Origin of the sequence: Sorangium sp. So ce131 (assembly GCF_051519095.1) — a bacterium.
Lineage (GTDB): Bacteria > Myxococcota_A > Polyangia > Polyangiales > Polyangiaceae > Sorangium.
In genome coordinates, this window is sequence record NZ_CP150455.1 from 7,976,982 (window position 1) to 8,002,940 (window position 25,959).

General features: G+C 69.4%; 16 protein-coding genes. 7 read left to right on the forward strand and 9 right to left on the reverse strand.

What is annotated here, in order from left to right; translation table 11 throughout:
• Nucleotides 1-14: 14 nt before the first annotated feature.
• From WMF43_RS29065 to WMF43_RS29080, 4 genes are all read right to left on the reverse strand, one after another.
• Nucleotides 15-4,430: a kelch repeat-containing protein gene (locus tag WMF43_RS29065; protein WP_437669509.1), complete on the reverse strand. Its 4,416-nt coding sequence runs from the start codon at nucleotides 4,428-4,430 to the stop codon at nucleotides 15-17.
• A 184-nt stretch (nucleotides 4,431-4,614) separates the two neighbouring features.
• Nucleotides 4,615-5,430 (reverse strand): hypothetical protein, encoded by an 816-nt coding sequence (locus tag WMF43_RS29070; RefSeq protein ID WP_437669511.1) that lies wholly within the window; start codon nucleotides 5,428-5,430, stop codon nucleotides 4,615-4,617.
• A 3-nt stretch (nucleotides 5,431-5,433) separates the two neighbouring features.
• Nucleotides 5,434-7,716, reverse strand: coding sequence for a LysM peptidoglycan-binding domain-containing protein (locus WMF43_RS29075; RefSeq protein ID WP_437669513.1), 2,283 nt, complete (start codon nucleotides 7,714-7,716; stop codon nucleotides 5,434-5,436).
• Nucleotides 7,717-7,863: 147 nt separating this feature from the next.
• Nucleotides 7,864-7,989: a hypothetical protein gene (locus tag WMF43_RS29080; RefSeq protein WP_437669515.1), complete on the reverse strand. Its 126-nt coding sequence runs from the start codon at nucleotides 7,987-7,989 to the stop codon at nucleotides 7,864-7,866.
• A 241-nt stretch (nucleotides 7,990-8,230) separates the two neighbouring features.
• Between WMF43_RS29080 and WMF43_RS29085 the strand changes: the two genes are divergently transcribed.
• The 6 genes from WMF43_RS29085 to WMF43_RS29110 are packed head-to-tail and all read left to right on the forward strand — an operon-like array spanning nucleotide 8,231 to nucleotide 13,065.
• On the forward strand, nucleotides 8,231-9,313 hold the full coding sequence (locus tag WMF43_RS29085; RefSeq protein WP_437669517.1) for a DUF2169 family type VI secretion system accessory protein: 1,083 nt from the start codon (nucleotides 8,231-8,233) through the stop codon (nucleotides 9,311-9,313).
• Between the two features lie 25 nt (nucleotides 9,314-9,338).
• Entirely contained in the window at nucleotides 9,339-9,809 is a 471-nt protein-coding gene (locus WMF43_RS29090; RefSeq protein ID WP_437669519.1) for a DUF4150 domain-containing protein, read from the forward strand.
• 18 nt (nucleotides 9,810-9,827) lie between these two features.
• Nucleotides 9,828-10,916 (forward strand): hypothetical protein, encoded by a 1,089-nt coding sequence (locus tag WMF43_RS29095; RefSeq protein ID WP_437669521.1) that lies wholly within the window; start codon nucleotides 9,828-9,830, stop codon nucleotides 10,914-10,916.
• A 1-nt stretch (nucleotide 10,917) separates the two neighbouring features.
• The gene (locus tag WMF43_RS29100) at nucleotides 10,918-11,640 is read left to right on the forward strand and encodes an AHH domain-containing protein (protein ID WP_437669523.1); all 723 of its coding nucleotides are present in this window, start codon (nucleotides 10,918-10,920) and stop codon (nucleotides 11,638-11,640) included.
• A 9-nt stretch (nucleotides 11,641-11,649) separates the two neighbouring features.
• Entirely contained in the window at nucleotides 11,650-12,279 is a 630-nt protein-coding gene (locus WMF43_RS29105; protein WP_437669525.1) for an imm11 family protein, read from the forward strand.
• Between the two features lie 18 nt (nucleotides 12,280-12,297).
• Nucleotides 12,298-13,065 (forward strand): hypothetical protein, encoded by a 768-nt coding sequence (locus WMF43_RS29110; RefSeq protein WP_437669527.1) that lies wholly within the window; start codon nucleotides 12,298-12,300, stop codon nucleotides 13,063-13,065.
• Nucleotides 13,066-13,099: 34 nt separating this feature from the next.
• On the opposite strand, the gene WMF43_RS29115 is transcribed toward WMF43_RS29110, so the two are convergent.
• The 5 genes from WMF43_RS29115 to WMF43_RS29135 form a co-directional block, all read right to left on the reverse strand.
• Entirely contained in the window at nucleotides 13,100-14,359 is a 1,260-nt protein-coding gene (locus WMF43_RS29115) for a TIGR02270 family protein (protein WP_437669528.1), read from the reverse strand.
• Nucleotides 14,356-14,814: a DUF6484 domain-containing protein gene (locus WMF43_RS29120; protein ID WP_437684110.1), complete on the reverse strand. Its 459-nt coding sequence runs from the start codon at nucleotides 14,812-14,814 to the stop codon at nucleotides 14,356-14,358. The genes WMF43_RS29115 and WMF43_RS29120 overlap by 4 nt, the downstream gene beginning before the upstream one ends.
• Nucleotides 14,815-15,063: 249 nt before the next feature.
• Nucleotides 15,064-17,202 (reverse strand): type VI secretion system Vgr family protein, encoded by a 2,139-nt coding sequence (locus tag WMF43_RS29125; protein WP_437669530.1) that lies wholly within the window; start codon nucleotides 17,200-17,202, stop codon nucleotides 15,064-15,066.
• A 188-nt stretch (nucleotides 17,203-17,390) separates the two neighbouring features.
• Nucleotides 17,391-19,292, reverse strand: a complete 1,902-nt coding sequence (locus tag WMF43_RS29130; RefSeq protein ID WP_437669532.1) for a DUF2169 domain-containing protein — start codon at nucleotides 19,290-19,292, stop codon at nucleotides 17,391-17,393.
• Nucleotides 19,293-19,337: 45 nt separating this feature from the next.
• Nucleotides 19,338-20,369, reverse strand: coding sequence for a synaptic vesicle VAT-1 family membrane protein (locus tag WMF43_RS29135; RefSeq protein ID WP_437669534.1), 1,032 nt, complete (start codon nucleotides 20,367-20,369; stop codon nucleotides 19,338-19,340).
• A gap of 453 nt (nucleotides 20,370-20,822) precedes the next feature.
• Between WMF43_RS29135 and WMF43_RS29140 the strand changes: the two genes are divergently transcribed.
• Complete coding sequence (locus WMF43_RS29140) at nucleotides 20,823-25,910, forward strand: nSTAND1 domain-containing NTPase (RefSeq protein WP_437669536.1); 5,088 nt, start codon at nucleotides 20,823-20,825, stop codon at nucleotides 25,908-25,910.
• Nucleotides 25,911-25,959: the final 49 nt, after the last annotated feature.

Sequence of the window (25,959 nt, forward strand, 5' to 3'; positions counted from 1 at the left end):
TGCTTCGCGGATGCTCAGTCCGGCCGACGCCGTCGTGCGGCGAGCAGAACGCTGATGAGGAACCAGTGCACGCCGCGTGCATCGGCACGGCCGATGTCGCAGCCGTTGCCTTGAAAGCGCAGCAGTTCAACGTCCGGACCGTCAGCCGATGCCGCCGGCGCCCCGCCGACGCCGATCGACGAGGAGCTCAACTCGCCGGCTGTCGAGGAGCTCGATTCACCAACCTCCAGGAATCCGCCCTGGCTGGTCGCGCCGCCGCTGCCCGAGGCCGCGATGCCGGTAGTCTCATACGTGATGCAGCCGCCGGCAAGGCACTCTCCGCCAGGGCAGGGTGTGCGGTCGATCTTGAACAGCAGAACGCACGCTCCATTCGCCCGGTTGCATGCGGCGAACTTGCAGTCACCTGACGGAGGCTGCGAGCACTTGACCGGGTTCGCACCGGTGCATACACCTGCGACGCAGGTGTCAGTCTGCGTACATGCGTCGCCGTCGTTGCAAGAGAAGTCCTTATCCTCGATGGTCGAGGTGCAGTCGCAACGATTGCCGATGCCATCTCTATTGTTGTCGGCCTGATCAGGATTGACAATGAGAGAGCAATTATCCGCACTATCGACGACGCCGTCGTTATCGTCGTCAGGATCGCAGACGTCCCCGAGGAGATCCCCCGTGAGCATAGAGCTGTCCGTGTTGGTTTGCAGTGGGTTCACGTCGACGGGGCAGTTGTCGTCCTCGTCGGGGATGCCATCCCTATCGGTGTCGAGCCGGCAGACACCGGCAATGCAAGCGTGGGTCTCGCATTCTACTGCCACACCGCAAGAGACGCCCTCCGCCTTCTTGGACATGCAGACTTCGTCGCCGCAATACGCGGTCGCGACGCATTGTGCGTGGCTCTGGCATCTCGACAAACAAGCGCCGGCGACGCACAGGTAGTTGCCGCAATCCCGGGTGGCGCCGTCGACGCAGGTGCCGTTGCCATCGCACGTGTCAGCCGCCACAAGGGTGCTGCCGTGGCAGGACGACGGGAGGCAGACGGTGCCGGTCGGCTGCTTCTGGCACGCGCCGGCGCCATCACAGAACCCAGTGTTGCCGCAGGCGGAGAGCCCGGTCGCACATTCCTCGTCGGGGTCGTGTCCGGCCTGGATGGGGCCGCACATGCCGTCGGAACCGCTGAGCCGCTTGGCCCGGGTGCATGCGCGGCAGAGGCCGAAGCAGGGGCCGTCGCAGCAGACGCCGTCGACGCAGAATCCGCTGGCACAGTCGGCGGGCGAGGAGCAAGGCGTGCCGTTCGGCGCGGATCCCGTAACGCAGACGCCGGCGGCGCAGGTGCCCATCGGGCATGGGGAGCCGTCAGGTACGGGGCTCATGCCGGTGCACGCGCCCGACAGGCATAGGTCGGTCTGGGTGCAGGTCTCGTTATCGTCGCAAGCGGTGCCGTCCACCTGGTTCCGGTTGGAGCATGCACCCGTGGCAGGGTCGCAGACACCCGCGACATAACACTGGTCCAGTGCGGTGCAGCTCACCGGGTCGCTTCCGAGGCAAACGCCCTCCTGGCAGGTGTCAGTCTGTGTACAGGCGTCACCATCATTGCAAACCGGACCGGTGAACAGCACGCAGATGCCGTCCGTCGTAGCGCCGGCTGCGATAGAGCATGCGTCGCAGGTGCTGCCGTCGCAGGCTGCGTTGCAGCAGACGCCGTCAGTGCAGAAACCACTGAGGCAATCGCCGTTCACGCTACATGGGGCCCCTACCGGGGTGTACAGCTCCGCGCCTGCCACAACGCCAGCGCCGCCGATGCCGCCGGCCACCAGCACCTTGCCGTCGCCGAGTAGTGTCGCAGTGTGACCAGAGCGGTCGGCTCGCATCGTTCCGGCGGCCACCCACGTATTGCCCACTGGGTCGTAGAGCTCCGTGCTCGCCCGATAGCCGGCGTCGGCAGCGCCGCCCGCCACCAGCACCTTGCCGTCTCCAAACAGCGTCGCTGTGGGGCCAGAGCGGCTGGTGCTCATCGACGCAGCGGTCTCCCACGCGTTGGCCACAGGGTCGTACAGCTCTGCACTCGCCGTAGAGCGAACATCGCCAGCGCCCCCCGCCACCAGCACCTTGCCGGTCCCCAGCAGCGTCGCGGCATGAAGATACCGACCGGTGGTCATCGACGCAGCGGTCACCCACGCGTTTGCCATCGGGTCGTACAGCTCCGCGCTTGCCAGAGCGCCAGCGGCACCATATCCACCCGCCACTAGCAACCTGCCATTGCCCAGCAGCATAGCGGTGGAATAGGCGCGGCCGGTGACCATGCGCCCTGCGGAAGTCCACGCGTTGGTCACCGGGTCGTACAGCTCCGCGCTTGCCAGAACACCTGAATCACCAGAACCGCCCGCCACGAGCACCTTGCCGTTGTCGAGTAGTGTCGCGGTGTGACTAAAGCGGCCGGTGCTCATCGACCCAGCGGTCGTCCACGCGTTGGTTACAGGATCGTACAGCTCTGCGCTCTCTAGATAGCCACCGCTACCAATGCCGCCCACCACCAGCACCTTGCCATTGCTCAGCAGCGTCGCGGTGTGGAGGTGCCGGCCGGAGCTCGTCGACGCTGCCGCCGTCAACGTGTCGGCCACCGGGTCGTACAGCTCCGCGCTCGCCAGAACGCCATCGTCATCAAGACCGCCCACGATCAGCACCTTGCCATTGCTCAGCAGCGTCGCGGTGTGAAGATGGCGACCGGTGCTCATTGGCATGGTGGTCATCCACGCCGCCGCGGGATCCATAGCGTGATAGAGATCCACGCTGACTGCGACGCCAGCGCCGCCGATGCCGCCGGCCACCAGCACTTTGCCATCGCCGAGCAGTGTCGCGGTATGACCAGAGCGGTCGATGCTCATCGTTCCGGCGGCCACCCACGTATTGCCCACTGGGTCGTAGAGCTCCGTGCTCGCCCGGTAGCCCGCGTTGGCAGCGCCGCCCGCCACCAGCACCTTGCCGCCTCTAAGCAGCGTCGCAGTGGGGCCAGAGCGGCTGGTGCTCATCGACGCAGCGGTCTCCCACGCGTTGGCGACAGGGTCGTACAGCTCGGCACTCGCCATAGAGCCATCATCGCCAGCGCCACCCGCCACCAGCACCTTGCCGTTCCCCAGCAGCGTCGCGACATGAAGATAGCGACCGGTGGTCATCGACGCAGCGGTCACCCACGCATTCGCCATCGGGTCGTATAGCTCCGCGCTTGCCAGAGCGCCAGCGGTACCATATCCACCCGCCACTAGCAACCTGCCATTGCCCAGCAGCATAGCGGTGGAATAGGCGCGGCCGGTGACCATGCGCCCTGCGGAAGTCCACGCGTTGGTCACCGGGTCGTACAGCTCCGCGCTTGTCAGAACACCTGTATCACCAGAACCGCCCGCCACGAGCACCTTGCCGTTGTCGAGCAGTGTCGCGGCGTGACTAAAGCGGCCGGTGCTCATCGACCCAGCAGCCGTCCACGTGTTGGTTACAGGGTCGTACAGCTCTGCGCTCTCTAGATAGCCACCGCTACCAATGCCGCCCACCACCAGCACCTTGCCATTGCTCAGCAGCGTCGCGGTGTGGAGGTGCCGGCCGGTGCTTGTCGACGCTGCGGCCGTCCACGTATCGGCCACCGGGTCGTACAGCTCCGCGCTCGCCAGAACGCCAGCGTCATCAAGACCGCCCACCACAAGCACCTTACCATTGCTCAGCAGCGTCGCGGTGTGAAGATGGCGACCGGTGCTCATCGACCCAGCCACCGCCCAGAACGGGTCTACTAACACCATTTCTCCGTCGGCATCGACCGACAGCTCAATCCTCCCCCCGCGCCCCTCGATCCGCGCCCTGACCACCCGCCCTCCCGCCGCATACGCCGTCGGCGCCGTCACCCGTAGCCGCACCCATCCATCTTCATCAACCAACTCCACGGCCTCTCCCTGCTGCCGCACCCTCGCTCCTTCCACCTCCCACGCCGCGACCACCTTCCCTTCGCGGGCCACCCCCGCTTCGAGATGCAACCACTCTTCCACTCCGTGCGGCGCTGCTGCCCAGAACGACGTTCCCCCCGCTCGCCGATAAGCCACCGTCCGCTCCACGAGCAGCGCCTCGCCCTCGGCCCCGATCTCCCGCACCCATACATCGACCCCTCGCCCTCGAAGTCGAATTGCCCCCGCCGTTCCTCGAAGCAGTTCTGCCTCGAGTTCCCTCCCTGACTCCGGCTCCGTCCCGCGGGCCAACGCAAACCCCTGCTCGGTCGCCACGAACGCTTCCTGTTGCTGGAGCACCTGCCGCGCCTGCTCCGGGAAGTTCCGCCGCAGTGCCATCTCAGGCGCTGCCAGATCCTCCCCGGCACAGCCGAAACCTCCTGCGAGCAGCCCCGCAACGAAGGCGAGCACGACCAACGTCCAGAGGCGAGCGAAGAACATCGCGATTCGCATGAACCAAAAGGAACCTCGTCGCACTGTGGCGTCAATGATGAAGAGCCGGCAGTAGGAGGAGATGCCCGCTGGTGTTGCCTCTCCTGTGAGCATCACCGCGAAGGTTGCGCGCGAAGGCCGTGGGGGTGAGATTACTGGGCGAGCTATGCTGGCGGCCTTGATCGGCCTGCCAGGAAGACGGCGGTCAGCGCACGACTTCGAGCCGGTCGCCGATGCGCGCGAGGAGAATCGGGTACGGGACGGGGCTTCCGTCCTCCGGATCGCGGAGCCGCAGGCTCGGCTGGAAGTCGTCGTCGACGCACTGGAGGACGCGCCCTCCGGCGACGAGTCGGAAGTCGTGGCGCTCCTCCCGCAGGGCGAATACGGGTTCCGACGCGCCCTGGCGGTAGAGCGCCAGGAAATCGCCCAGCTCCGTCCGAGCCGCCTCTTCGTCGAGCGCGGGGTAGGCCCGGATGGCCTCGCGGATGCGCACCTCCGTCGCCGCCCAGAAAGCCCCGAGATCGCCGGCGCGAATCGCCGCTGCCAGCCGCGCCAACGCTGCGCCCGCTTCGGCGACGAGAGCGTCGTCGAGCGTAAGCGCGGGCGCGTCCTGCCAGGACCACCGGCCGAGGAACGCGCCCAAGTCGACCTCCGCCTCGAGGACGCGCGGGAAGAGTTCCTCCGCGTCGGTGGATTGCCACTCGAGCTGCGCGAGCACCTCGCCGTTCTCCGGCTCGATGAACGCCCCCGCCGGATAACGCACCAGGCGGCTTGTTGCCACGGCACCGGCCGGCATCGACTCCCGACGCTGCGCCCGGGCGAGCGACGGCTTCGGGCCCGGCTCGATCAAGAGCTCGATCCGGTTCTTGCCCGGAACGAGGTATTCATGCGCCGCGCGGGTCCCGAACACCCCCGCAGTGCGAGCCAGGTACGCGACAGGCAGCCCGTTGACGCGGAGCTCGGCCGCGCACGCGCGGCGCTCGAGCTCGGCGTAGATGACTGAATCGGTCGGCAGGATCATGGTTCAGAATGAACAGAGGTCGGCCGCCGGGAACACCTCGCGCCTGAACGAGCGCACGGAGCCCACGGCGGACTGGAAATGGCCCTTGAACACGGTCGAGTTGCGCTTGATCTTGCCCGTGAGCCGGAGGGTGCGGCCCGGATCGACGATGAACTTGCCGTCGACCGTGAATCCCCCGTCGAGGCTGACCTCCGCGGAGATCAGGCTCCAGCCGAACAGGCTCGCCTCGGCCGTCGCCTTGAACTCGCATGTGAGCTTCGGCTTGAGCTTCACGTCGAAGGGGTCCCGGGATTTGTAGACATTGGCGGAGAGCGGGACGCTACAGCCAATGGCGCCGCTCGCCTTGAGGACGAACCTGGTGCCGAGACCGGCGTCCGCCTCGAAGCCGAAGGAGATCTCGGCCTCGATGTCGATGATCTTCAGCTTGGCGTCGAGGCTGTAGATGGTCCTGGCGGGCAGATAACGATCGCCGACGGCGTCGTCGATCATCTCCTTGCCCCAGCTGAGCTTGAGCGAGCCCGCCAGGATCGAGAGCGAGAAGGTGAACTTCCAGCCGACCTGCGGGAGGCGCTCGAGCGCCTCGAGCGCGTCCTCGATGGTCTCGGCCAGGTCCTTGATGGCCTCGAGGATCTTCTCTGCCTCGTCGATGCACTTCAGCTTGCGGTCGTTGCACTTGACGACAAGCTCGATGCTGCTCGGCTTCTTGAGCTGCTTGTCCTTCGGCAGCAGTCGTCCATGGCCGTCGCCCTCTTCGGACCAGCCGTCGCCCTCCGGGCGCTTCCCGCTCGTGCTCCAACGGAACTCGCGTCCTTCGCCGTTCGCGCCCTGTTGCTTGCCGTGGAAGTAAGCCCCTGACTTCTTGGTGCCGGTCGTCACCGAGCTCGCCGCGCCCTTGGCATAGCTGGTCTCGGTGCGCCTGGTCGTCGTGGTGCCGTCGCCAGCCGTCTTGGTCTTCGTCGATATCTCACCGCGGTGACGACCCGCGGAATACTCGGTCTCGGTCTCGCGCCTCTTCGTGCCGGTTGCGAGATCGCGCGTGCGGGAGTACTCGTGGGAAACTTTGCCGATCGTTGGGATCTTGAGCGAGATCTCCCACGAGTCGTTCCGGAAGATCCGGACGAGCGCGTTCAGGCTCTGGAGGGGAGTTCCGCCGGCTGCCGCCCGGCGCCCGCAGCTCCGCGCCTCCAGGTTGAGGAGCTTGCCGCTGTCCTCGCGGAAGAACTGGGAGATGAACCGGAAGAGGAGGCCAAAATCCCCGCCGAATTGGTTGAAGTCCCAGGTAACGCCTCGCGCATAGAACTCCCTGGGCTCCGACGACGGGGCGTTCCACGAGAGGCCGCCCAGCGCGCCCTTCAGCTCCTCGACGCTGCCGATCGGCTGGAGCACGAGAAGAGGGTGCTCCTGCTCCGGGCAGGTGCCGCCGTGGTACTCGGCCCGGCCCTCGATCTTCACCTTCTCCTCCGGTGCTGCGTCCTCCTTGGAGGGGTACGCGGCCACGGTGTCGATCACGAGGTCGTAGCTCCGCAGCAGCGAGGCGACCTCCTGGGAGACGCCGCTCGGCGCCGGCCTGCCGCGGAGCCGCCGGGTCGCCATCAGGCGGCGCACCGCGGGCTCCGCACCGAGCACGGTGGCCGTGACGACGAGTTTCTGGACGTCGCACGGCTCCCGCGTCGCGGCCGAGCGCTGCGGCCCCGGCTCGCGGTCCGGCGTGGCATCGGCGGCGCGGGGCTCCTCCCCGGCTGCCGCCGCGGGCAGCGACATGTCGAAGGGCACGGCGGCGACTGGCTCGAAGGGCACGACGACGACTCGCCCGCTGTGGAGCGCCCTCGCGAGGTCCTGCTTGAGAGCGCGCGCCGCGTCGTCGCTGGAAGGGGGCCACGCCCGGCCTTCGAGCTCGCAGCAGAGACCGTGCAGCGCATCGCTCGGGTCGCCTTCGACCCAGCCCTCAGAGAGCCAGGTATCCACCAGGAGGGCGGCCTCGTCCTCGCTGAGCGACCGGTCGCTCAGCGCCGCGTTCCAGGCCTCGTGCATCGCCTGCCATGGATCCCTCAGCTCGAGCTGAATGCCGTCCGAACGACGGAGGGGCCATCGCCGCCCGCCGGTCCGGCGGTGCGGCGTGGGTTCAGGGATGAAGATCGTCTCGCCGGGGTGGATGAGGTCCGGCCCGCGGTTCTTGAAGAGCGCTCTGTTCTGCGGGTGCTCGTAGATGCTGTGCCAGTCCTCGACGCCGTGCGCCTTCGCGATCCCGCTGAGCGTGTCCCCAGGATTCACGACGTAGTTCGGCATGGCTCGTTCGCGCTCCGTTCCGCCCAGGTGACCAGGTCATCATGTTCGGCGAAGGGTAGGGCCCGATCAAGGACTTCGTGCGCCGCGCCGGCAGCGGGAGTCGACCGAAGTGCGGAGCCACGAGAATGGCAGGCGCTTGGCTTCCGATCAGGCCTTGGTGATCTCGGGGCCCGCGGCGCGCCGCGAGGAGTAGCCCTGCAGGAGCCACGGCACGCGGATGTCTCGAACCGAGACGCCGGTCAGAGCGGTCCGCCGGTTTCCATGGGAGCGCACGGTGTCACTCCTCTCGTCCACCACGGCTGTACCATGCCGGCCCCGGCGCCGTCGACTACACTGTATGTCCCTGAAGAGCCCGCCTCCACACCCGGAGCAGCGGCGACGAGGAGCGGCGGCGGCGCTCAAGGGATCCACCCCGGGGGTGAGGTGTCGCAGCCAGAGGGCGGATTGCGGTCTGGCGCGATGAGTTCGCGGAATCTGTTGCGCCGCCCTGGCCGATCGGGGATCCTGCGCGTGCATGGGGCATCCTGCGATCGACAACACGACGCCGTTTGCCTTCGAGCCCCTATTCCTTGCGGACGAAGAGGGCCGCCCGCTCCTCGTCGTGCTGGTGCAAGCGACCTTCGTCCTCCACCCCGTGCGCGGCCTCGAGCGCGCCGAGCAGCAAGTTCCGCCGAGCCTCACGGGCGAGCTCTGGGGGCCTGACGCCTCCACGTCGAGCTACAAGATCGAGCCCGTGTTCGCCTTCCTCAAGCCGGCGACCGATGTCGTGCTGATCGGCCACGCGCAGGCCCCGCGCCATGCGGTCCCTGAGCTCCAGGTGGTGTTCCGGGTCGGCCCAGTTAAGAAGGCCGTCCGCGTCCTCGGCGATCGGGCGTGGGTTCGCGGCGCGGGCGCGCTCGTCCCATCGCGACCTCGGCCGCTCGATCGAATCCCGCTCAACTACGAGCATGCCTTCGGGGGCTGGGACCGGAGCCACCCTGATCCGGCGAGGCACGCGCTTGAGCCGCGCAATCCCGTGGGGCTCGGGTTCCGGGCGCCGGACGCGGCGCCCGAGGAGGGTCTCCGCTTGCCGAACATCGAGAGCCCGGACGATCCCATCGAACGCTACGGCCAGGTAGTCGCGCCTGCGGGCTTCGGTTTCCTCTCGCCGAACTGGCAGCCGCGGGCCGCGCTGGCCGGAACGTACGACGAGGCGTGGTCGAAGGAGCGGATGCCGCTCCTTCCGAAGGACTTCGACCGGCGCTTCTTCAATGCCGCCTCGCCGGGGCTCGTCGCGCCGGGATATCTGAGGGGCGACGAGCCGGTATTGGTGGAGAACGCGTCATCGTTCGGGCGGCTCTCGTTCCGCCTGCCGGGGCTCAGCGCCCCGAGATGCCGGGTGGAGCTCGCGCGGCAGGGGGATGCCCCGGTCGAGACCCGGCTCGACACGGTGATCGTGGACACCGACGCCGATCACGTGATGCTGCTGTACCGAGGGCATGTCGCGCTCTGGGACGGGCCGCACGACGTGCGCACGATCCTCGTCGAGGACGATCCGGGCGCTGTGCGGAGACAGGTCCCCTCGGGGTGGTCGCTAGAACGAGCACGGTCGCAGTGAATAACGACCTCATGAGGAGACGACGATGGGCGTGACGGTAGGCGTGAACATGATGTCGGTGGTCCACGCGCAGAGCGGCGGGATCAGCGTGGCGTTCCCGAACATGTGCAAGACGCCGTCGCCGCCGGGACCGCCCCTGCCGATCCCTTACCCGAACATCGCCAAGAGCGGAGACACAGCGAAGGGCACTAAGAAGGTGAAGTGCGACGGGGAGTCGGTCTGCGTCAAGGACTCGAACTTCAGCACGAGCACGGGGGACGAGGCCGGCTCGATCGGCGGCGTCGTGTCGGGCAAGACCAAGGGGAAGGCGGAGTTCGTGAACTTCTCGTTCGACGTGAAGTTCGAGGGGAAGAACGTGGCGAGGGCGCTCGACCTGATGCTACACAACGACAAGAACACGCCGCCGTCCCCCGTAATGCAGGGGCCGGTGGTGGTGGTCCTGCCTGCAGCGCAGTCGTCGAAGCGGGTATGCGCCGTGTGCGGGAAGGAATATTGAGAGAGGGCTCGGAGCTCGATGGGGTACCCCGAGGCGGTGGCGATCATGGGGTCAGGAGCGTGCACCTCACTGGGCAACGCGGTGCGTGCCGCGGCGGCGATGCGGGCTTCGATCGACAGCGGCCACGAGATGCCGGACTGGCCCTACAACGATGCCGCTACCAACACGGAAGCTCTCCTCGTCGGTCATCCCGTTTCCGGGATCACCGACGGATTCGAGGGGATCGGCCGGCTCGTGCGCCTCGGCGCTGCCGCGCTCGCCGACCTCCGGCCGCTCCTTGAGGAGCGAGCGCTCTCCTCGCGCCGCTCCAGCCTTTTTGTCGCGCTCGATCCACTCACCGCCAGCGCGGAGTCCGGGCTGGACGGCGACAGTGAGGAGAGCATCCCCGTTTTCGGGCCGTGGGCGGCGCGCTTCGCGCAGCGTTGCTGCGAGCAGAGCGGCATCGCGACGATCCCCGAGCAGCGCCGCTACTTCGTGGGCCGGTACGGCTTCGCGCGCGCCCTCACCGCGGCGATCGATGCGCTCCGCGGGCAAAGGCTAGATCATTGCGTGGTGGGGGCCTGCGATAGCGAACTCGATCCCGATCGCGTCGACGCAGGGCTAAATTCGGGCCGAATCAAAACAACGGGCAATCCTGTAGGTTATGCTCCGGGCGAGGCGGCCGCCTTTTTGCTGCTCGAGCGCACCGGCGCGAGCCCACGAGGACAGAAGCCCCAATCGATGCTGCTCGCCCCCTCCCTTGCGGAGAGGGCCGGCACCATGGCGGGCGCCGCGCTCGCGCAGGTGATGACCGAGGCCGTGGGACGTACGGGACCCGACGCAACACGTGAGGGGACTGTCTACGTCGACCTTAACGGAGAGCCTGCCCGCGCCGCTGAATGGGGTCACGCGCTGGTGCGCCTCGACGAGGGCTCGGTGCTACACTCATGGAAGCACGTCCTCCCGGCGGCGTCCTTCGGGGAGACGGGGGCAGCAGCAGGCGCGCTGGCGATGTGCATCGCTGCTCGCGGGCTGTCCCGTGGCTACGCGGGACGGCAAGCGCTCGCTGTCCTCTCGGACCGGGAGGGTTGCGCTGCAATGCTGATGCTAGCTCCGGAGATACGGTAAAATGGGAAGAGAAGATTGCGTAAACAACGACAGCGAAAACATCGCCGTGCTGCACCGCGAACACTACACAGCATACAGAGCGAATGGCATTAAACACATCAGCGGCAACGGCGGCAGGAGGGCGGTCTACGACAGCATAATGACCATCCGACGCGGGTTGGAGAGACACAAGCCGGAGGGAAAACTAGAGAAAAGAAACGAGGAACGAGTCCCCTGGACCAATCAGCACGCGGAGGGGTACACCTTCAAGCACTTCGCGGTAAAAGCAGGCAAGCCGTACCCGAACGAAGCCCACCACATGATTCCAATCGAATTCTTCTCAAGCATGCTTGGAAAGAATGAAGTCGATATCTTAAGAAAGATCGACTACAACGTCAACAACGGCGAAAACATCATTTTCCTGCCACAAAAGTACGAGCACAGGTTTATTCATATGTTACCGGTACATTTTCGCATTCCCAAAAAGAAGGGCCACCCCGAATACTCAACATTCGTAAAGACCGAGGCGGCGAGGCTCCGACAGAGGCTGCAGAAGGGGATCAACGAAGACAGCAGCCACACGAAGTGGAGCCCGTCGAAAGACATCGTCGCAGAGCTCAAGAGCCTACAGAAGGCGCTCTGGAATTTTGCGGTGCGCATGGTGGGGCTTCACATGTCGCATATTAATGACGTCGAGAAGCAGAAGCTCGCCCCCAACGCGGCCCCCCCCGACGCGGGGAGCTGAGTGCAGGCGATGCGCTTCTACGTCTGGACCTACGCCGAGACGGATCCATCCTTCGCATGGATCGACGCGTTGCCCGACGGCATCGCCGATAGGAGCTACCTACTGAATGAGGGCGAGCCGTGCGTTGGTTGGTTCCCGGCGGACGAGGAGCTGGGAATCTCCGACGATTACGGCATCAAGCTTCCGGACGCTATTCCAAACACCGTCTTAATCCATGTGATCTCGCAAAAAATGCGAGTGTTCCTGGAGGATCGCTCCGGAGCGTTACTTGAATTCCTACCCGTGCGGATCCTCGACAAGAAGCGGCGGCCAGACAAGCGCCCTTACCATGTGATGAACCTGCTCGGGAGCGTCGCTTGCGTGGACAGGACGCGTTCCGAGTTTGACGTTAGCCACGTCTTGAAGGATCAGATAGCGCGCTTCAGAAATCTCTCGCTGGACGAGACACGAATCGGACCTGACGCAAAGATGTTTCGGCTGGCCGACATGCCGGATCTCGTGCTCGTTCGTGAAGATTTGGTGGCCGAGATACAGGCGGCGGGTTGCACCGGGATAACGTTCCAGAGAATCGAGGACTACGGCAGCGAGTACAGAGATCTCCCCGAGGCCGACGGATCAGACGTTCCGGGTGAACCGTGAGCATAAAAGGCCTGCTGTGTGTTGAGACTGGAGCCGTCGGAGCCGGAGGAAATGAGGCTACGTCTGGTCAGAGAAAATTTACTCTTCCTGCTCGATGAAGTTTCGCAGCGGCTGACGCTCGCGAATCCGCCTGCGGTCGCGCTGGAATTGCTTCACGAGGCATCGCGCCTCCATACCCTTGCTGCATTGAGCAGCCTACTGTCAGAGGCCGACACACGCGAATTCCGCGACCGCCTCCTTCAGGCCGGAGGGGTGCGCGCCCAGTTACTTGGGTTCGCACGGCAGCGGGCGTTACACCAACACCGTCTATGCTGCGCGAGCCTACTGGATCCGCTCCTCGGCTGTGTTGCTACCGGCGCCTTCGACCTGGCACGGCGCATCGCGGAGGTCGCACCGCGGGAACCAATCCTAGACGAGGAGTACGAAGAAGATTTCTGGTATGCTCACGCATTGCACATGCTGGTGTCGGGGTCGGTGCGCGAGCTCCCCGCCGCGATCGAGCGATTCGAGGTTGCGCTGGCGGGGATGGCTGCGCCGCGCCTACCAATGCTGAAGGGACTCTCGGGACGGGACCAAAGACGCTTCGATGCCGGGCTCGAGCAAATGATAGAGGAGCGCGAGCAGTACTTCGAGCGGAAGCGGGGGACGCTCGTACGCGATGCGATGGCCTATGCGACGGAGCGGCACATCTTCCTCGAAGGGGCGGCGCTGCTGGTCTTGGCAGAACAGGCCGGCCTCAAGACGCGACGAGAGTACCGCTTCATCCCTCGAATCGCGCGGCAATAAAGTGACCATTGTGGGCAGTGCATCGTGCGCTCGATCAGCGGGGAAGAGGCTGCCGACCACGCCACCGCACCGGCGCGCGCACCTCGACCATGCCTCGCCGCGCACCTCGTAGCGCGAGTTCCAGGCCCGCCGCCGTCCGCGCCGGCTGGCTCCCCCTCTTCAGCACCTCCTCAAGCCACTCCACCGCCATCGGCCTCCCCAGCAGGTACCGCGTCCCCCTCCTGAACTCCCCGCCCCTGCCCCTCCACCAAGACGTCACCTTTACCCGATCCGGCCACGGCAAGCTCTGGTCCGGATCCATCGTGACATCCATGTCCTCCGGATCGTCGCTCGGCCCGCTCCGAAACCCCTGCGGCGCCGCCCCACGCAGCTTCGCCTCTTCAAAATCCACCCCGGTGATCATCACAAACGCCCCTCCCGCGACCCGCGCCAGCTCCGGCGTCCCCATGCACTCGATGATCCACGGCATCACCCCCGGGTCCCCCAGCGCCGCCGCCCCTGCCAGCGCCACCCTCGCCCCGGCCTCCGCGCCCGTCCCCGCCATCGAGTACAGCCACGTATACGCCGTCCCCGGATCCATCCTCCGCATCGCCATCGCGCACGCCCGCTCCGCGAAGCGCCCACCTCGCGCCGCGATCCCCCACAGCACGCGCACCGCCGCGCTGTCCCCGAGCACCGCCGCCGACCACGCCGCCGCGAACCGGCAAGCCTCGTCCGCGGCGCCCAGCGCCGCCCGCACCTCCTCCAGCAGGTCCCCTCGCCCGAGCTCCCCCACCGCCCGCAGCGCCCGCGTCCTCAGCCGCACATCGCTCGACATCACCGCGTACCCCAGGGCCGCCCCCGGATCCTGCCGGTGGACCGCGCATGCCGCGATCCCGATGGTGTGCAGCTCAGGCCCGACCCGGTGCGAGAGCAGCCCCGGAAGGATCCCTCTCACCTTATCGAAGCTCACCCACCCCAGCCCCGACACAATGGCCCGCGCCAGCGCCGGCACGCTTCCGCCCACGTCCAGAACCTCGGCGATGCCTTTCAGGTCCCTCCGCTCCACGGCGAGCACCATCGGCGCGAACAGGCTCCCCGGCTCGTCCTTGTCGATCGCGCTCCTGCAAATCTCCCACCCCGCGTCGCCGGCGAGCCGGAGGCCGTCGACGTGCGCCTCCAGCCGCTCGTCCAGCTCGCGAAGGCTCTCGAGATCGTAAAGCGGATCCACCACCGCCGCATCCCGATACGACCACAAGAACGCCGCCTCCAAGGCGTGCTGTTCGAAGACCTCGGCCTCGATCGTCGAGATCAATTGATCTGCACCGAGCCGCCCTGGATCCGGTTCACGCCGGAGGACCGGGTCAGCAGGTAAGCGCCTCGGATCAAGATCTTCCCGGCGCGCGTCAGCGTGATGCTGGCCTTCCCGCACTGGAGCACGATCTCCTTCTCCGCCGTGAACACTAGCCGCTCGTCGTCCGCGGTCGCGGTCGCCTCGGCGCGCCTCGCCGCGCCCGCGCTCTCCCCCGCCACGTGCATCCGCCCCATCACCACGGGCCGGTCGCGCCGCCCTCCTTCGAACAGCAACGCCACCTCCCGTCCCTCGTCTTCCAGCCCGAGCGCCGTCATCGCCCGCGCTGGCACGCCGCCGCTCGATCCCTCTCCGAGGACAGCGGCCTCCACAAGCGGCTCGCCGTTCGGCCCGAACCCCACGATCCGCCCCACGACGACCCCATCGATCGGCCCAGCCTTCGCCGCTTCCGCCGCGATGCGCGCCTCGTGCGCCGCGACCACCAGCTCGAGCAGCCCCTCCGCCCCCTCGATCGCTCCTTCCCCCGTCTCCCCGGCGCCCTCGCCCGCCCCCTCCACGCCGGCGGTCACCGCTTCTGCTTCCCCCTCCTCGATCAGGATCGCCTCGCCCCCCAGCTCGGCCGCCGGTGCCCGCCCATCGTCCTTCATCGCCCGACTCCTCTGCTCCTGCTTCCGCTCATCCCCCGCCGCCTCGATCTCCCGCCCGCCTCAGTTCACCCCCACGTTGCTCCCCTTGATCTTCACCTTCCCCGACGCCTCGACGTTCACCGCCCCCTCGCTCTTCACGTCGAGCTTCTTCCCCTCCACCCGGACCGGCCCCTCGCCCTTTACCGTGATCTTCTTCCCCTGCACCGTCACGTTCCCGTTCTTCTCGACCGTGATCGTGGCGTCCCCGCACTGGATCGCGAGCTTCTCCCCGATGATCATCGTCTTCTTCTCCTTCACCTCCTCCTTCACGTTCTTCCCGATCGTCACGGTCATGTCCTTGCCCACGGTCAGCTTGTATCCCTCGTCCACGCTCGTCGATTTCCCCTTGGCGACGTTCTCCGAGCTCGCTCCCCCCACCGACTCGCTCTTGTCCCCGCCGATCGACGCGCTCTGGTCCTCGCCCACGTCGATCGACTGGCTCCCCGCGACCGACTCCGTGTGATCCCCGCCGACGCTGACGTCCCGGTCGACGCCGACCGAGAGGCTCTCGTTCTCCCCGATGCTCTCCGTGTGGTTCTTCGCGACCTCGATGCTCTTGTTGCCGCCGATCACCTCGCTCTGATCGTTCCCCACCACCTTGCTCCGGTCGTGGGCGACCTCGAGCATCTCGTCGTTCCCGATCCACTGCCGCTTGTCGTGCTCGATCGCGATGCTCCAGTCCTTCTGGCCGTGCAGGAAGATCTCCTCCGAGCCCTTCTTGTCCTCGAACCGGAGCTCGTTGAACCCTCCGCCCCCCGTCGAGCTGTTCGACTTGATCGTGCTCTTCGTCCGCTCCGCGGGGAGCGCGTACGGAGGCACGTTGGTGCCGTGGTAGACGCTCCCCACCACGAGCGGCCGGTCGGGATCGCCCTCCAGGAAGTCGACGACCACCTCATGGCCGATCCGCGGCAGGAACACCGCGCCCCAAGCCGAGCCCGCCCAGATCTGGCTCACGCGGATCCAGCACGAGCTCTGGCTGTCCCTCTTGCCCTCCCGGTCCCAGTGGAACTGGACCTTGATGCGGCCGTGCTCGTCCGTAAAGACCTCCTCGTTGGGAGGGCCGACCACGATCGCCGTCTGGATCCCCTTGATCGTCGGCCACGGCGTCACCGACGGGGGACGGAAGGGGACCTCGGCGGGGACGACCTGAAACCGGTTCCCGTAGCGCGGAGCGTCGTCCTCGGAGCCCGAGTCGAGCCCCGGCTCATGGCCGTGGTGGTGCACGGACACGATCAGGTAGTCGCGGTTGAAGCCGTCACGCCCGTGATCCGCCAGCGTGAACCTCTGCCCGGGGAGGAAACGCGGGCACACGCTCTCGCCGCTGCCGGTCTTGCGCGATGTCTGGATCTGCTCGAGGCGGATCCTGGCGATGCTCGATCCCGCGCCGGGCGTGTCGTAGTCGCCCGGGTAATCGTAGAGCTCGAGATCGTCGTCCGCGTCGGCCTCGGCCTTGGTCTCCAGCGACAGGCCGGGCTTCTTGAAGTTGTAGTCGCGCAGCGTCACCTTCCCCGAGCGCACCCGCTCGGCGTAGCGGAAGCGGGAGACGTGCTCGCCCTGGAACAGCGCGCCGAGCGGCGGCCGGAACACGACCGTGCTCTCCCCCGCGATCGGGCCGTGGGCGGAGGGGCCATCCGCGAACACGAGCACGTGGCCGTCCTCGTCGTGCTCGAAGAAGTAAGAGATGCCCTCCTCCTCGAGCAGGCGCGACATGAAGGCGAAGTCGCTCTCCCGGTACTGCACGCAGTACTCCCTCGCGCGGTAGCCGCCGCTCAGCGCAAAGCGGTACCCGCTGCCCGGGATCCCTGCCGTCTTGAGCACCTTCTCGATGATCTCCGGCGTGGAGAGCGCCTGGAAGATGCGGCTGTTCCTTCGGTGCTTCAGGCGGGAGACGTCGGGCACGACCGTGGCGTGATAGGCCGTGAGCCGCTTGCCCTCGTCGCCCTGCTCGAAGCTCGCGACGACGCCGTGGACGTGCCGGGGCTGCTCACCGATCCGCCAGGTGAGCAGCGCGGTCTTGCCCACGACGTCCTCGAAGGCGATGTCCTTCTCCTGGGAAGCGACGAGGACGTCGAAATGAAACAGCTCGGAGATGGCCTCTCGGCCCTCGAACCGCGTCACGCGAAGCTCGTGATCCAGCCCGTCGACCTGAAACAAGTGCATCGGCTCTTCCCCTGTGCACAGCGCGGGCGCAGACGGACCGCGGCCAACATGCAGCGTGCGGCATCGTACAAGCTGCGCGCTTTCGGCCGCAAGGGCCACCGCCCGCCGTGCTGGCGAGCCGCAGCGATCCGCGCGCGAATCATCGAGCGATGCGGCGGCCGGCGCCCGCGCTGGCGCCCATGAGTCTTCTAGCCGGCAGGTGGATCCATGTCCGCCATCGCTGCGAGGAACTGGGCTCCGAGCCCCTTCGGCAGCGCGCTCGCGGCGCCGAGACCCGGAGGCGGCGCGACGGGCTGCGCCGCGGCGCTCGGCGGCGCGACGGGAGGCGACGGCGCGAGGTGCATGTCACGGGGCAACGGCGGCGGACGGGAAGGAGCGCTCGCAGGCTCTACCCCTGAGGACGACCCGACGTGCGCGGAGATCGGAGCACGCTTCGCGTCGAACGGCGTCGCCGCCGAGGCGCGCAGCCTGGCGGCTTCGTCGGGGCTTATCGGGTTGGTCCCCTCGAGCGCGCTCCCGCCGCCGTGCTGTCCCGGCGCGGCGACGTCGGCGCGCGGCGCGGTAATGTTGGCGCGCGGCGGGGCGGACGGCGGCCCCACCGCCGCAGCAGCGGAGCGCGCGAGTTCCGCGGCCGTGCGGCGCGCTTCGAAGGGCGTCGCCGCCGAGGCGGACAGCCTGGCTGCCTCCTCGGGGCGGATCGGGTTCGTCTCCAGGAGCAGGTTGCCGTCGCTGGCCGGCCGCGTCGGCGCCGCCGGGGCAACCCGCGTGGCGGCGGCCGTCGACGACGTCGCCGCCGTGGCCGGGCGCGCGAGCGCGGCCGCGGCCGGCGCGCGACGGGCGTCGAACGGCGTCACCGCCGAGGCGAACAGCCTGGCCACGTCCTCCGGGCGGATCGGGTTCGTCTCCAGGAGCGGATTGGCCTCCGCGACCAGCGCCGTCTTCTCGAGCGGGTTGGTCCCGTCCAGCATCGCGGTCTCCGCGAGCGGCCCCTCGCCGCCGCGGCTCGGCTCCGGCAGCTCGTGGCGACGCGACGCTGCAGCGGCCGTGAACGTCGCCGCGGGATGCGCGCGCCGTGCGTCGAAGGGCGTCGCCGCTGCGGCGAGCACCCGGGCGACCTCCTCGGGCCTCAACGGGCTGGTTCCGCCCAGCCGATCGCCCTCCTCGCCTTGCGGTACGGCCGGTCCCGCGGGCGCGGAGGGAGCAGGGGACACACGGGGCGTGCTGCCGCCCGCGAAGGGATCCTCCCACGCGAGCGGCTGCGCCGGGGTCTCCACGCCCGCGAGCACGCGTAACGACGCGAGCTCCGCCTCGCCCACGGGCGCGTGGCCACGCCAGACGATGGCACAGCACCGCCGGTCCACGTCGACGTGCACGGTGTCCGCGCGGAGCGGGATCGGATCTCCAGCCCGCGGCGCCGCGCGGTCGCTCCGGTACAGCCGCGCGGCGCCGCGGACATCCGGCAGCTGCGTGCGGAGCCTCGGCCGCTGCGCGAACATGCCCCCGAGCACGAGCCACTCGTCGCCGCGCAGCGCGCCGAGGCGCTGATCCGCCGGCGCTGCCTGGAAATAGCCCCCGTCGAGGCCCTCGGGGATGTCGAGCCAGAGGCCCACGAGGCGCCGTGGATCCGCCGCGCCGAGCAGCCGGCTGCGCTGCGGCGACGCGCGGCCGAGAGGCCCCATGCCGTCGATGCGCACATGGGAGCGGGCCACGCCGACCCGCGCGGAGGCATCGAGCAGCGCCTGCTTGTCGATGCAGACCTGGCCTCCCTGCACCACGGCGAGCCGCACCACGACCTCCGGCGACGAGAAGCCCGGCGGCAGCTCGGCATGGCCGGTCACCAGGACATCGCACTGCCCGAGGTACGGCGCGAGGTCGCCCGCGGTCCGAAGCCCCCGACCGGAGGGATCCGGCTGCTCGTCGGGCGCGATGGGTTCCGGCTTCACGAGGGACATGCGTCCCTCGGGGACCAGCGCGAACGTCGCCTTCACGACGACGGTGACATGGAGCTGGCCCCGCGCGCGCCATGTCACTGTCGCAGCGGCGGCCGGGCCGAGGGATGTGAGCGCGACGTGCTGCGTGGACGGGTTCATCAAGGCCCGCGGCATCATGCCATCACGACGGCCCCGGCATCCACGCTACATCGTCAGCACCAGCTTGCCCACCGTGCCGCCCGACTCCAGCGCCCGGTGCGCCTCCCCGACCCGCTCCAGCGGGAACGTCGTCACCGGCGGCGCCGCGATGCGCCCCTCTTCCACCCAGCCCACGAGCCGCTCCATGGCCTCGCGCAGGATCTCCGCCTTGTGGAACAGGTACGAGAGGTTGAAGGCGAGCACGCTCTTGTTGTCGTTGCAGAGATCGAGCGGGTTGAAGCGCGGCATCCGCACGAAATCGAGCGCGAGCTTCGGGTAGCTCGGCCGCCCGCCCTGCCGCGGCAGCATCGTGTGGAAGCCGTACACGACGAGCTTCCCGGCCGGCGCCAGGTGCCGGTAGCTCTGCCGCAGCGTCTCGACGCCGTTCGCGTCGAGGATCACGTCGTACCCCTCGGGCGCGAGCCGCTCCGCCGCCGCCCAGAGCGGCTCGCGGCCTTTGTCGATCACGGCGTCGGCCCCAAGGCGCTTCGCCGTCTCGACCTTGTGCGCCGCGCCCACCACGCCGATCACCCGGCAGCCGGCGATCTTTCCGAGCTGCACGAGCGCGCTGCCCACGCCGCCGGCGGCCGAGTGCACCAGCACGACCATGCCCGGCCGCAGCCTCAGGAGCTCGTAGAGCGCGTAGTACGCCGTCATGAACACCGCCGGAAACCCGGCCGCCTCCTCCGGCGTGAGCCGCGCGGGCAGCGCATAGACCTGGTGGCGCGGGACCACGACGCGCGAGGCGTACCCGCCGAAGCGGGTCACGCCGAAAACACGCGCTCCCGGCGCGAGATCGGAGACCCCCTCGCCCGCTGCGGCGACGATGCCAGCAAACTCGAAGCCCGGCGTGATCGGCCAGCCGACGTACTTCTTCGCCGACTCGTAAAGCCCCATCCGAACGACGCAGTCGGCGTAATTGACGCCCGCAGCCTGCACGTCGACGAGCACCTCGCCGGGCGCCGGGCTCGGGTCGGGGTGCACTTCGAGGCGAAGCTTGTCGTGGCTGCCGGGCTCGTGGACGACGATCTTGCGCATGGGCACCTGTCTCGGAGGATGCCCACGCGATACGGCAAGCTCGCCCGAGCCGCCAGCGCGTCGCGCAGGGTCGAGCGCGAGGCCGCCGCGCCGCTTCCGCCAGCGCCGGCCGTGCCGCTTCCGCCGGCGGCGTTCGCGCCCCCGCGCGCCTCGACCTCCGTCCCGTCCGTCGCGCCCGCGCCCCGCAGCCGCGCGTCCGTTTCGACGCGCTTGCGTCAGCCCACACGATCGCAGCCCCCCTCGACGCCGCCCTGACCCCATCAGCACATCCCGCGCCCGGCGCTGACGCCGTCCAGCGCCCCACAATCCGGCGCTGCCACCGTCAGCGCAACCCGGGCGCCGCCGCGGCTCCCCTCCCTCGCACACCGCAGGAAGCGACCGGCACAGGCATTGCCGTACAGCGCGGCATCCCTCCTCGCCGGCGCGGCTGGCGAGACCAAGGAGATGCCCCTCATGGTGACCGCAACGCACGGCGCGGACATCACGTCCGCAGCGCCCTGTGAAATCGTCCTCGAGCTCCTGCGCGCGACCGAGACCGAACATCCCTTCGCGTTCGTGCTGGAAGAGCACTCCTACGTGCGCCACCTCGACGGCGGCACGGGCCGGAGCGGGAGCTTCCCCTGGAGCGAAGAGGTGCTCCATCACCTCGCCGCCGTCCAGCGGGAGCGGGCCGACCCCGAGGCCGCCGCCTGGCTCGCCGAGGAGCTGCGCCTCTTCCTCGAGAAGCTCGGCTGGGAGCTCGACGAGCAGAGGATCCGCCTGGCGCTCGACGCAGGACGCCCGGTCCACCTCACCCTGCGGCTCGGCGCGGCCGAGCTCTACGCGCTGCCGTGGGAGCTCGTCCCGCTCGGCGCCGCGGGGCTGCCCCTCGGCAGCGTGCCCGGCGTCTTCCTCCGCTACGAGTGGCCCGACACCCGGACCGCGCGGCCCGAGCCCGATCCCCCGCCGGAGGGCGGCCGGATCCTCTTCGCCTGGTCCGCGGCCGGCGGCGGCGTCCCCGCGGAAGAGCACCTCGCCGCCATCCGCCACGCCAGCCTCGACGGACGCCACCCCGACTTCGACCGGACCCGCGACGTCGTCCCCCACGCCTCGCTCGGACGCCTCCGCGAGGCGATGCGGGCCGCGCCCGTCGCCGTGCTCCACCTGCTCTGCCACGGCGCCCAGCCCGACGCCGACGGCGGCTCGTACCGCCTCGTCCTCGACGCCGACGACCGGCCCGGCACGGAGCTCGTCGACGCCCGCACCCTCCAGGTCGCGCTCGCCGATCACCTCGGCTCCCTGCGGCTCGTCGTGCTGTGCGCGTGCCACGGCGGCGATCCCGGCGCCCTCGACAGCCGCCTCGGCAGCGTCGCGCAGGCCCTGCACCGCGCGGGCGTCCCGGCCGTGGTGGCGTCCCGCTACCCGCTCGCGGTCGACACGTCGGTCGCGCTGACCGAGGCGCTGTACCGGGCGCTGCTCGTCGAGGCGCGCTCGCTCGCCGACGCCTTCCTCGGCGCCCGCGACCGCCTGCGCGAGCACACCGCCCGCGCGGGCTGGGCGTCGCTCCAGATGTACGCCCGCGCGGCGGACGGGCCGGACCTCCGGCCCATCGTGCACCGGCCCTACCGGGGCCTGCTCGCGTTCCAGGAGGAGCACGCGCGCTACTTCTTCGGACGGGACGCCGAGGTGGAGGAGACGCTCGGGGACCTCCTCTCCCTGGTGGCCGCGAACGACCCCGCGAGGCCTCGCTTCGTGGTCTGCACGGGCGCCTCGGGCACGGGCAAGTCGTCGCTGGCGCTGGGCGGCGTGGTCCCGGCGCTCCGGGCGCGCGACCCGCGATGGGTCGTGGCCACCATGCGCCCGCACGAGGGCTGGAAGGCGTCGCTCCAGGCGGCGCTCGCGTCGCGCCCCGCCCCGGACGCGCCGCTCCTGCTCGTCGTCGACCAGCTGGAAGAGCTGTTCACGATGATCCCGAGACACGCCGAGCGCGAAGCGCTCGTGCGGGACCTGTGGGCGCTGACCAGCCACCCTGGATCCGGCGTGAGCGTGCTCGCGACCCTGCGCGTCGACTTCCTCGCGCGCTGCGGGGAGATCCAGCTCTACGGCGGCGAGCGGTTCCTGGAGGACATGGTCTACGACGAGACCCACCGCGTCTTCCTCCGCAGGATGAAGGCGAGGCACCTGCGGAGGACCATCGAGGGGCCCACGGAGCGGGCCGGCCTCGCGCTCGAGGAGGGGCTCTGCGAGCAGATGCTCAAGGACGCCGGCGACGAGCCCGGCGCCCTCCCGCTGCTCGAGTACACGCTGGACCGGATGTGGCAGCAGCGCCGGGGGCGCCTCCTGACCTGGGAGCAGTACAACGAGCTCGGCGGCGTGGGAGGCGCGCTGGAGAAGAGGGCGGACGCGATCCTCGCGGGCTTCGACGACCCCCGGCGGCAGGCGGCCCGGCGGCTGCTCGTGCAGCTCGTCAACCTCGACGGCGACGCGCGGCTCGACCGACGCCGGCGGGTCCCGCTCGACACGCTGCGGCGGGGAGCCCCCGTCGATGCGGCGGTCTTCGGCGAGGTGCTGGACACGCTCGTGCGCGAGCGCCTGCTGGTCATGAGCGGCGCGGACGAGGGCGCCGGCCCGATGAGCGCGCGCGGGGAGCTCGCCGGCGGCGCGGACGCGAGCAGGTGCCCGGTCGTCGAGGTCGCCCACGAGCAGCTCATCCGGAGCTGGGGCCAGCTGCGCGCCTGGGTCCGCGAGGACCGGCAGATGCTCGCGGAGCTGCAGCGGCTCGACCGCTGGGTGGAGGAGTCGAAGGGCTTCCCCTGCTACGTGCTCGACGGCGACCGGCTCGGCCACGCGCGCGACCTCCTGGCGCGGTACCGCGGCGACGTCTGCGAGACCGCCCGCGAGCTCATCCAGCGCAGCGAGCAGGCCGCGGCGAAGAAGCACCGGGCCGACGTCTGCACGGTCTTCCTGGCCTTCGTGGCGGCGGCGGTCATGGGCGTGCTGGCGATCTGGGCCATCGACCAGCGGAACGAGGCGCAGGCGGCGCGGGACGCGGCCGAGAAGGCGGGGACGCAGGCGGAGGCAGCCAAGAGGGCGGCGGAGGAGAACGCCCAGCGGGAGAAGGAGGCCCACGAGGAGGCGAACCAGCAGGCCGCGCTGGCGACGCAGGCCTCCGAGGAGGCGAAGCGACAGGAGAAGGCGACGCTGGAAGCCCAGCTGAAGGCGATGAGGCAGGCCGAGTGGGCGCGAGACGCCGCGGAGGAAGCAAAACACCACGCCGCGCAGGCGGAGAGCGCCCGGGCCGTCGCGGCGCAGCAGACCCGGCGCGCGCGGGACGTTTCCCTGGTCGGCAGCGCCCGCGATCTGCTCACGCGCCACCAGACGGGGCCTGCGACGGCGCTCCTCCTGGCCGTGGACGATCCCGACAGGGCGGACGCGTGGACCCAGCTCACGCTCGACGTGCAGGCGCGAGGAGTCCCGAGGAGCACGCTCCGCGGCCACCTGGCTCGGGTCAACGCCGTCGCGTTCAGCCCTGACGGCAAGCGCGTCGTCACCGCGTCCGACGACAAGACCGCGCGCCTCTGGAACGCCGACGGCACCGGCGACCCGATCGTGCTCGCCCGCCACGGCATGGGCGTGCGCTCCGCGGCCTTCAGCCCCGACGGCGCGCGCCTCGTCACGGTGGACAGGAGGTTCAACGCGTTCGTGTGGCGCGTCGACCGTCCGGGGGACCCCGACCTCCTTCAGACCCTGTCCGACGTGCGCTCTGCGGCCTTCAGCCCCGACGGCAAGCGCATCCTCACCGTGGAGAGCTGCGTCAAGGCGAGCCGCTGCCCCGCGCATCTGTGGGACGCCGACGGCTCAGGCCCGCTCGTCACCCTCGGAGACGAGGCGACCGGGATCGACGCCGCCGCGTTCAGCCCCGACGGGGCGCGCATCGTCACCACGGACCGCTCCACCGCGCGCGTGTGGAACGCCGACGGTCAGCCCACCCCCGTCGCCCTCGAGCACACGTCGCCCCTCCACGACGCCATGTTCAGCCCTGACGGCAAGCACATCCTCACCCTGTCCCATGGCACCCTGTTCCTGTGGAACGCGGACGGTTCGGGGCCCCCGACGGCCCTCCGTCGCCACGAGTCCACGGTGAAGCTCGCGTCCTTCAGCGCCAGCGGCCGGTACGTCGTCACCGCCTCGTCCGACAGCACGTGGGTGTGGGACATGTCGGCCTTGCATGACCCGCTCGCCCTCATGCCGCGTGACGCCGAGGCCACGCCGCAGGACGCCGAGGTCAACGCCGCCGCCCTCAGTCCGGATGGCGAGCGCATCGTCACCGTGTCGAGCGACGGCGCCGCGCGCGTGTGGACGAGATGGCCGGCCTCTCGGACCTACCGGAACACGCGCCTCCTCCGGATGCAGGAGGCCGAGCTCATCGCGGCCGCGTTCAGCCCGGATGGCGAGCGCATCGTCACCGCCTCGGCCGACGCCGCGGCGCGCGTCTGGAGCACGGCCGCGCCGGGCAACCCGGAGGTCCTCGTGGTCTCCGCGCGCAGCATCAACGCGGCGTCGCTCAGCCCGGATGGCGAGCGCATCGTCATCACCTCGAACGACAGGACCGCCCGCGTCGTTCGCGCCGACGGCTCGGGCGCCGCCGTCGTCCTCGAAGGCCACACGGGTGTGGTCACGTCCGCCGCCTTCAGCCCCGACGGCAAGCGCGTCGTCACCACGTCGCGCGACGACACCGCGCGCCTCTGGAACGCCGACGGCTCGGGCGCCCCCGTCGTCCTCGAAGGCCACACGGGCGTGGTCACGTCCGCCGCCTTCAGCCCCGACGGCAAGCGCGTCGTCACCACGTCGCGCGACAAGACCGCGCGCCTCTGGAACGCCGACGGCTCGGGCGCCGCCGTCGTCCTCGAAGGCCACACGGGTGTGGTCACGTCCGCCGCCTTCAGCCCCGACGGCAAGCGCGTCGTCACCGCGTCGAGCGACAAGACCGCGCGCCTCTGGAACGCCGACGGCTCGGGTGCTCGCGTCGTCCTCGAAGGCCACACGGGCGTGGTCACGTCCGTCGCGTTCAGCCCCGACGGCAAGCGCATCGTCACCGCGTCGAGCGACAAGACCGCGCGCGTCTGGAGCGCCGACGGCTCGGGTGCTCCCGTCGTCCTCCGCGATCACAAGGCGATGTTGACCCACGCGGCGTTCAGCTCGGACGGTAGGCGCGTCGTCACCGCGTCCAAAGACGGCACGGCGCGCGTCTGGAGCGCCGACGGCTCTCGCGCGCCCCTCGTCCTCGACAGCGGCCCTTCCCCGACGGCGCTCTCCTTCGCGGCCTTCAGCCGTGATGACAAGCGCATCCTCACCGCGTCCGAGGACGGCGCCGTGCGGGCCTGGACGATCTCGGCCGAGGCCCTCCAGCGGCGCCTCCGAGACGCGACCCGCGACTGCCTCCACCCCGAGCTGCGCCAGGTCTACCTGTACGAATCCGCGGCCGAGGCCCGGGCGCGTTACGAAGCGTGCGCGCGAGAGCACCGCCGGACGCCGCTCTCTCCCGCGGAGGAGCAACGCTGACCGGCGCCGGGCGCTGGCGACCTGACAGGCCGAAGCAGGCCTCGTTCGC